Genomic DNA, 8,048 nt, shown 5'->3' on the forward strand with positions numbered 1-8,048 from the left:
GGCGGGGAGTCGTGCGACTCCCCGCCCCCGTGCTCCCCGATCCCGGCCACCCGCTAGTTCCGCCAGGTGTCGTTCAGGGTCGCGGGCGCGGTCGCGGTGCGGTTCGCGCCGCTCTCCCACGTCACGGTCCCGTTCGCCTCCTTGCGGATGTACTTGTAGGCGAACTGCGTCCCGCCCGGCAGCGACACCGAGGCCTTCCACAGCGGGTACGAGGCCGAGGACAGCGGCACCGCCCGCGCCGGGTCCCAGCCGCCCAGCGAGGCGTGGTCGCCCACCACGAAGATGTTCTGCCCCATGACCGTGGTCGCGTTCACCGAGAACGCCGCCGCGCCCGTGCCGGGGTTCGACCCGTTGCCCATGGCGCCCACGTGCAGCGCGATCGCCTCACCGGCGTTCACCGTCGCGGTGAACTGCCCGGCGGAGTTGACCACGTGCGTGGCCGTGCAGCCGTCCCGCTGCACGTCGCAGTAGGTGCCCGCGGGCAGCGAGGTCTGGAACGTCCGCGACACCGCCGAGGACTCCCGGTTGACCACGGCGTAGCCCTTGTCGCCCCGGCCGAACGCGATGGCGTTGCGGCCGTTGTCCCACCAGTTCGTCACGGCCGTGCCGGAGGTGGTGTTGCGGAAGCCGACCATGTTCGCGATCTGCGGCCACCGGTGCTGGCACTCCCAGCCGCTGCTGTAGCACTCGCCGGGCGCGGGCGGGCCCTGGTCCTTGTTCGAGAACTCGTAGCCCGAGTACACCTGCGGCGAGCCGTACGGCCAGGCCAGCATGAACACGTTCGCCAGGGTGTAGTTCGAGCCGTCCTTGTACGACAGCGTCGACCCGTTGCGCTCGGTGTCCCAGTTGTCCACGAACGAGCGCGCCTGCCCGCTCGGCAGGTGCCCCCAGCCCTCGCCGAAGTTCTTCAGGTAGGCCAGGTTCTCGCTGGTGAACACGCGCTTGAGGTCGTAGGCGTAGCGGAACTCGTCGACGTCGCCCGAGCCGGTGTACTCGCCGGGCTGCACCGCCTCGCCCGCGCCGTAGATGACCTCGTGCACCCAGAACGCGTCGCGCTTGGTCAGCTTCGCCTTGATCGCGGACAGGTCGGCGGCGGGCATGTGCTTGGCCGCGTCGATCCGGAAGCCGTCCACGCCCATCGACAGCAGGGTGTTCAGGTACTCCGCGATCTCGCCGCGGACGTACTCGCTGCCGGTGTTCAGGTCCGACAGGCCGCTGAGCTCGCAGTTCTGGACGTTGTCCCGGTTGCGGTAGTCGTTGATGTCGGTGCGGCAGGTGTGGAAGTCCTGGTCGCCGTAGTGACCGGGGTAGGTGTACTTCGTGTACTGGGTGCCGCCGGTCCCGGTGCCCGAGCCCGCCGACATGTGGTTGATCACCGCGTCGGCGACGACCTTCACGCCCGCGTTGTGGCAGGTGGTGATCATGTTCCGGAACTGGGCCTCGCTGCCGAGCCGACCGGCGATCCGGTAGCTGACCGGCTGGTACGAGGTCCACCAGGTCCCGCCCTGGATGTGCTCGGTGGCGGGGGAGACCTCGACGTAGCCGTAGCCCTTGGGGCCGAGGGTGCTCGTGCACTCGGCGGCGACCCGGTCGAAGGTCCACTGGAACAGGGTCGCGGTCACGGTCTTGGCGCCGGGCGGGGTGGCCGTGGCCGTGGGCGGGGTCGAGGTCAGCTGGGTCGCCCCGGCGGCGACCACGCCGGCTATCAGCGCTCCGGCGGCGAACAGGGCGATCTTCCGTGCAGGGGGTGCCACGGTGGCTCCTCTGGTGCAGGGGTGTTGTGCAGGGATGTGTCCAGGTCTTACCAGTTGCGTAAATTGCTGAAAACCGCTGCAACCTCTTTCGCGCGCTGCGCCGAACGGGTGGCAGTTGGCCGGGACGGCCCCAGCGGTGGTTGCGAGCGCCCCACCGCGCCGGTCGTAAAGTCACCCGTGTGACAGCGCGGCTGAGTGACATCGCGTCCCAGGCAGGCGTCAGCGAGGCCACGGTCAGCCGGGTGGTGAACGGCAAGGCGGGCGTGTCGCCCACGACCAGGCAAGCGGTCGTCGCCGCCATGGACGTGCTCGGCTACGAGCGCCCGCCGAGGCTGCGCCAGCGCACCCACGGGCTGGTGGGACTGATCATCCCGGAGCTGACCAACCCGATCTTCCCGGTGTTCGCCCAGGTCATCGAGCAGGTGCTGACCAGGGAGGGCTACACGCCGGTGCTGTGCACGCAGACGCCGGGCGGTTCGTCGGAGGACCAGCTGACGGAACTGCTGGTCGACCGGGGGGTGACCGGGATCGTGTTCGTGTCCGGTCTCCACGCGGACACAACAGCCGACCCCGACCGCTACGTCAAGCTCGCCGGTCGCGGTGTGCCGTTCGTCATGGTCAACGGGTTCACCGAGCACGTGTCCGCGCCGTTCGTCTCGGTGGACTACCGCGCCGCCGCCAGGCTGGCCGTCTCGCACCTGCTGGAGCTGGGCCACGAGCGGGTCGGGCTGGCCGTGGGACCGCCCCGGTACGTGCCGACGCAGCGGCTCGCCGAGGGCTTCGCGGCGGCCTTCCCGGCAGGCGCCGCGACCGGTCCGGTGGAGCACTCGCTGTTCACCGTCGAGGGCGGGCAGGCCGCCGCCGACGCCCTGCTCGACCGGGGCTGCACGGCGATCGTGTGCGGCAGCGACCTGATGGCGTTCGGCGCGATCCGGGCCGCGCGGGGCCGCGGCCTGCGGGTTCCCGGAGACGTGTCGGTGGTCGGCTTCGACGACTCGCCGCTGATCGGGTTCGCCGACCCGCCGCTGACCACGCTGCGCCAGCCGGTGGAGGCGATGGGCCAGGCCGCCGTGCACGCGCTGCTGGAGGAGGTCGCGGGCACGCCCGCGCCGCACGCCGAGTTCGTGTTCCAGCCCGAGCTGGTGGTGCGCGGCTCGACCGCCGCCCGCCGGAGGCGACCTGCGGGGGAGTGACCCGCGCGTCACCTCCGGGCGAAGTGAAAACCGTTCATGACGGCCCGCTTAACCTGGACGCGGCACGTCGATAGGGTTTCGGCAAGGCGACTAAGCGGGAGGCGCGTTCAACTTGGGTGTGTTCGTCACCGGCGTCCGTCCGAGGTGGTCCGACATGGACGCGTACGGGCACGTCAACCACGCCAACACGGTCACTCTGCTGGAGGAGGCCCGCGTCGACCTGCTGTTCACCGAGGCCGTCCGGCTGGGGGTCCCCGACCTCCGCGAGGGCGTCGTGGTGGCCAAGCTCGTCGTCGAGTACCTGCAACCGCTGCTGTTCAGCGGTGACGAGGTGGTCGTGGAGATGTCGGTCCGCGAGCTCAAGTCCGCGTCCTTCACCCTCGACTACGCGGTCAGGGGCAGCCGCAGGCCGGACAGCCCGGTCGTCGCCAGGGCCGAGACCCTGATGGTGCCCTACAACGTCGCGGCGGGCCGCCCCCGCCGACTGTCCGAAGCCGAGCGCGACTTCCTCGCCGGGTGGCGCGCCGGAACGCCCGGAGGTGCCGGTGCCTGAGCTCGTCTTCAGCGACCCCAGCGAGCGCGACGACCTGGGGGCGTTCGTCGCCCGCGCGGTTCGCCTCGACCAGCAGGTGGTCGTCCGATTGCGCAACCGGCCGTCGGGCGAGCGCGTCGACGCCTGGGTGGCCACCCCGTTCGACACCCTCGCCACCCGCACCGTCGCGGGCCGCGTCGACCCCGGCGACGTCACCGTCTCCGGCAGCGACCTGCTCACCGGGCTCGCGGTCCTGCGCGGCGACACCGTCGACGCCGGTCCCGCCAAGGACCTGATGTGGCGCTCGGCCCTGCCGCCCCTGGAGGGCTGGCAGCGCGTCGACCTGCTGCCCGGCGCCGTGGTGACCGAGCTGGCCGACCAGGGCGTCGCGCTGGCCAGGGAGAACACCGGCCCGCACGGCACCCCGCCCGCCTCGCTGCTGGACCAGACCGTGCTGACCGTCTCCGGCTCCGGCCTGGACGTGAAGGTGCCGCTGCGCTGCCTGTTCGCGCTGTCCGGCATGGGCTTCCTCGGCGGCGACGACGTCCGGGTCACCGCCACCGACTCGTGGCTGCGCATCGACGCCCGCTTCGGCGCGGTGGTCCGGCGCAGGCACTCCATGCTCCCGCTGCTGGTGTGAGGACGAGGGCCGGGTGGTGGGCGACCACCCGGCCCTCGAGGGCTCAAGTCCTCAGACCAGCCACACCGCGGTGTCCGGCGGCAGCTGGTCGCCGTCCATCGGCCCGCTGGAGAGCAGGACCTCGCCCGGCGGCAGCGGCACCGGCGCGCCCGAGGTGTTCAGGGCGCAGATCAGCCCCCCGCCCTTGCGGCGGAACGCGAAGCAGCCGGGGGGCGCCCCGTACCACTCCAGCTCGGTCCCCGACATCCCCTCGGTGGACTTCCGCAGCTCCAGCGCCTGCCGGTACAGCGACAGCATCGAGTCCGGGTCCTCCAGCTGGCGCTCGGCGGTCAGCCCGGCCCACTCGTCCGGCTGCGGCAGCCACGACCCCTGCCCGGAGGAGAACCCGAACGGCGGGGCCGAGCCCTCCCACGGCAGCGGGACGCGGCACCCGTCGCGGCCCCGGTCGGTGTGCCCGGAGCGCACCCACGTCGGGTCCTGGAGCGCCCAGTCCGGCAGCTCCACGTTCGGCAGGCCCAGCTCCTCGCCGTTGTACAGGTAGACCACGCCCGGCAGCGCGAGCTGCACCAGCGCCATCGCCCGCGCCCGCTGCGCGCCCAGCGCGCCGCCGCCGTACCGGGTCACGTGCCGCACCACGTCGTGGTTGGACAGCGTCCAGGTCGGCGGGGTGCCGGTCGGCGCCACGGCGGCCAGCGAGTGCTCGATCGCCGCGCGCACCTGCTCGGCCTCGAACCCGGCCTGCGCCAGGCGGAAGTTGAACCCCAGGTGCAGCTCGTTCGGCCGCACGTAGCGGGCGAACCGGTCGTCGCCCTGCACCCAGATCTCGCCCACGGCCATCCGGCCGGGGTAGGAGTCGATCACCTTCCGGATCATCCGGTGGTGCTCGTGCACGCCGTCGTCGTCGAACCTCGGGTCGAGCGCGTTGTCGTGCAGCACGCCGGACGCCTGCTCGGCGCGCACGTCCATGTCCGGCAGGCCGTGCGGCTTGGCCATGCCGTGCGCGACGTCGATCCGGAACCCGTCGACGCCCCGGTCCAGCCAGAACCGCAGGGTCCGCGCCAGGTCGGCGGGCACCTCGGGGTTGTCCCAGTTCAGGTCCGGCTGCTCCGGCGCGAACAGGTGCAGGTACCACTGCCCGTCCGCGACCCGCGTCCACGCCGGGCCGCCGAAGATGCTGGTCCAGTTGTTCGGCGGCTGCGACCCGTCGAAGCCCCGCCCGTCCCGGAAGAGGTACCGGTCCCGCTCGGGGCTGCCCGGCGCGGCCCGCAGCGCGGCCTGGAACCACTCGTGCCGGTCGCTGCTGTGGTTCGGCACCAGGTCGACGGTGATCTTCATGTTGTGCTCGTGGGCCTCGGCGACCAGCCGGTCGAACGCGGCCAGGTCGCCGAACAGCGGGTCGACGTCGCGCGGGTCCGCGACGTCGTAGCCGTGGTCGGCCATCGGGGAGGTGTAGAACGGCGTGAGCCACAGGGCGTCGACGCCCAGCAGTTCGAGGTAGCCGAGCCGGGAGCGGATGCCGTCCAGATCACCGACCCCGTCGCCGTTCGAGTCGGCGAACGAGCGGACGTAGACCTGGTAGAAGACGGCGTCGTGCCACCAGGCTGACTCGTCGGCCTGCTCGGGGCTGAGGTCGGAGGAACGTCGCACGAGGGTTCATCCTGCCATTCGGTGTGGTCTGCCAAGACCCGGTCGGGGGAGTGCCTGCGGCGCGGTCGGGCCACCGCTCAGCCCCAGGTGTTGACCAGGCTGTTCGCGGCCATCTCCAGGTACCCCCACAGCTGCTCCCGCTGCTGCGGCGTGAGGTCGGCCTCGTCCACGCCCGCCTTCGCGCAGCGCAGCCAGGCGTCCCGCTCCCTCGGCCCGATCTCGAACGGCATGTGCCGCATCCGCAACCGGGGGTGGCCCCTGCGCTCGGAGTAGGTGTGCGGGCCGCCCCAGTACTGCATCAGGAAGAGCCGGAACCGCTCCTCGGCGGGCCCCAGGTCCTCCTCCGGGTACATCGGCCGCAGCACCTCGTCCTTGGCGACCTCCTCGTAGAAGCGGGCGACGATGCGGCGGAACGTCTCGTACCCGCCCACCGCTTCGTAGAAGTTCTCCGGCGTGGTCACGCGTCCATCCTGACTGACCGCCGCCCGCGACCGCGCACGGGGGCGGGCATCAGGACTTCTTGATCACGGGCGTCGGCGTGCCGTAGTTGCGGGGCGGGGCGGGCGTCACCGAGGGGGCCGTCGCGGCGGCCGGGCTCAGCGAGATGCCCTGGTCCTCCAGCGCGGGCATCAGCTTCGCCCGCAGCGCCCGCTGCACCGCCCACTGGCGGCCGGGGCGCACCTTCGTCGTCACCCGGATGGTCAGGCCCTCGGGGGTGACCTTCTCCACGCCGAGCACGTCCGGCTTCGCGATCACGTCGTTCGACAGCGGTTCGGACTCGGTCGCCTCGGCCGCCGCCTTGGCCAGGATCTCGGTGACGTCGGCCAGGTTCGCGCCGTACGCCAGCGGCAGGTCCACCACGGCCACGGCGAAGCCCTGCGAGGAGTTGCCCACCCGCAGGATCTCGCCGTTGCGCACGTACCAGACGGTGCCGTTGGTGTCCCGGATCGTGGTGATCCGCAGGCCGACGCTCTCCACCGTGCCGGTGGCCGGGCCGAGGTCGACCACGTCGCCCACGCCGTACTGGTCCTCCAGCATCATGAACATGCCGGACAGGAAGTCCTTCACCAGGTTCTGGGCGCCGAAGCCGATCGCGACGCCCAGGATGCCCGCGGAGGTCAGGATCGGCGCGACGTTCATGCCCAGCTCGGTGAGCACCTGGATGAACGCCACGCCGAACACGACCATCGTGACGACGGACTTGAGGACCGAGCCGATGGTGCGGGCGCGCTGCTCGCGGCGCTCGGACACCAGGGCGCTCAGCGCCTGCGGGGCCCGCTCGCGCAGCGGGCGCAGCAGCCGGGGCTTGCGGCCCTTCTCGGTCCCGCCCACGGTGAGCCGGTCGATCAGCCGCCGCAGCAGGAACCGGACGATCACGGCGATCAGCACCGTGAGCGCGATCCGGATCGCGCCCTCGGCGAGCTTCGGGCCGTTCTCCACCCACCAGTCCACGGCCAACGTCGACTTCACGTCGTCCACGACCTCCACCTGCGAATCCTCCCTAGTGCCTCACGTCTCGGCGCCCGCGCGGCTCACAGCTCCAGGCCCGTCGCCCACGCCAGGAACGACACCTGGTCCGCGGCCAGCGCGACCGACCTGCTCACCGACCGGCCCGCGTGGCCGACCTCGGTCTCCCTGCGGATCAGCACCGGGTGCTTGACCGGATCGCTCGCGGTGGCCGCCTGGAGGGCGGCGCACATCTTGCGGGCGTGGTTGGGGTCGACCCGGCTGTCCGACTCGAACACCGTGAACAGCACCGAAGGGTACTCAACGCCGGGTGCGACCCGGTGGTACGGAGAGTAGGACAGCAGCCACCCCAGCTCCTCCGGGACGGCGGCGCTGCCGTACTCCTCGGCCCACAGCCTGCCCAGCAGGAACCGCTCGTACCGGACCATGTCGAGCAGCGGGGCCGAGCAGACCACCGCCGCGTACAGCTCCGGCCGCTGGGTCAGCGCGGCGCCGACCAACAGTCCGCCGTTGGACCCACCCATGATCGCCAGCTGCTGCGGGGTCGTCCACCCCTGTCCCACCAGGTGCTCGGCGGCGGCGTGGAAGTCGTCGAACACGTTCTGCTTGCGCTCGCGCCTGCCCGCGCGGTGCCACTCCTCGCCCTCCTCGTCGCCGCCGCGCAGCGACACGTGCGCCCACACCCCGCCCGCCTCGGCCCAGGCCAGCGCGGTCGAGGCGTAGCCGGGGCCCCGGCCGACGGCGAAGCCGCCGTAGCCGGTGACCAGGGCGGGCCTCGGCAGGTCGGGGGCGGGCGGGGCCGAGCCCCCGCACCA

At 72.1% G+C, this 8,048-nt stretch carries 8 protein-coding genes; 3 read left to right on the top strand and 5 right to left on the bottom strand.

What is annotated here, in order from left to right:
* Nucleotides 1-53: 53 nt before the first annotated feature.
* Nucleotides 54-1,754 carry a carbohydrate-binding module family 20 domain-containing protein gene (locus tag ACTUAL_RS24465; RefSeq protein WP_440901901.1) on the bottom strand — a complete coding sequence of 567 codons (1,701 nt, stop codon included), beginning with the start codon at nt 1,752-1,754 and terminating at the stop codon, nt 54-56.
* A 179-nt stretch (nt 1,755-1,933) separates the two neighbouring features.
* Between ACTUAL_RS24465 and ACTUAL_RS24470 the strand changes: the two genes are divergently transcribed.
* From ACTUAL_RS24470 to ACTUAL_RS24480, 3 genes are all read left to right on the top strand, one after another.
* Entirely contained in the window at nt 1,934-2,947 is a 1,014-nt protein-coding gene (locus ACTUAL_RS24470; protein WP_096491812.1) for a LacI family DNA-binding transcriptional regulator, read from the top strand.
* Between the two features lie 112 nt (nt 2,948-3,059).
* Nucleotides 3,060-3,500 (top strand): acyl-CoA thioesterase, encoded by a 441-nt coding sequence (locus ACTUAL_RS24475; RefSeq protein ID WP_096491813.1) that lies wholly within the window; start codon nt 3,060-3,062, stop codon nt 3,498-3,500.
* Nucleotides 3,493-4,119: a hypothetical protein gene (locus ACTUAL_RS24480; RefSeq protein ID WP_096497631.1), complete on the top strand. Its 627-nt coding sequence runs from the start codon at nt 3,493-3,495 to the stop codon at nt 4,117-4,119. Before ACTUAL_RS24475 ends, ACTUAL_RS24480 begins: the two co-directional genes overlap by 8 nt.
* 51 nt (nt 4,120-4,170) lie before the next feature.
* Here the strand turns inward: ACTUAL_RS24480 and ACTUAL_RS24485 are convergent, their stop codons facing one another.
* From ACTUAL_RS24485 to ACTUAL_RS24500, 4 genes are all read right to left on the bottom strand, one after another.
* The gene (locus tag ACTUAL_RS24485) at nt 4,171-5,766 is read right to left on the bottom strand and encodes a glycoside hydrolase family 13 protein (RefSeq protein ID WP_440901902.1); all 1,596 of its coding nucleotides are present in this window, start codon (nt 5,764-5,766) and stop codon (nt 4,171-4,173) included.
* 77 nt (nt 5,767-5,843) lie between these two features.
* The gene (locus ACTUAL_RS24490) at nt 5,844-6,227 is read right to left on the bottom strand and encodes a globin (RefSeq protein WP_012783752.1); all 384 of its coding nucleotides are present in this window, start codon (nt 6,225-6,227) and stop codon (nt 5,844-5,846) included.
* Nucleotides 6,228-6,276: 49 nt separating this feature from the next.
* Entirely contained in the window at nt 6,277-7,254 is a 978-nt protein-coding gene (locus tag ACTUAL_RS24495) for a mechanosensitive ion channel family protein (protein WP_440901903.1), read from the bottom strand.
* A gap of 44 nt (nt 7,255-7,298) precedes the next feature.
* The coding region (locus ACTUAL_RS24500) for a prolyl oligopeptidase family serine peptidase (RefSeq protein WP_440901904.1) at nt 7,299-8,048 on the bottom strand (750 nt) is incomplete at its 5' end.

Source organism: Actinosynnema sp. (assembly GCF_052038725.1).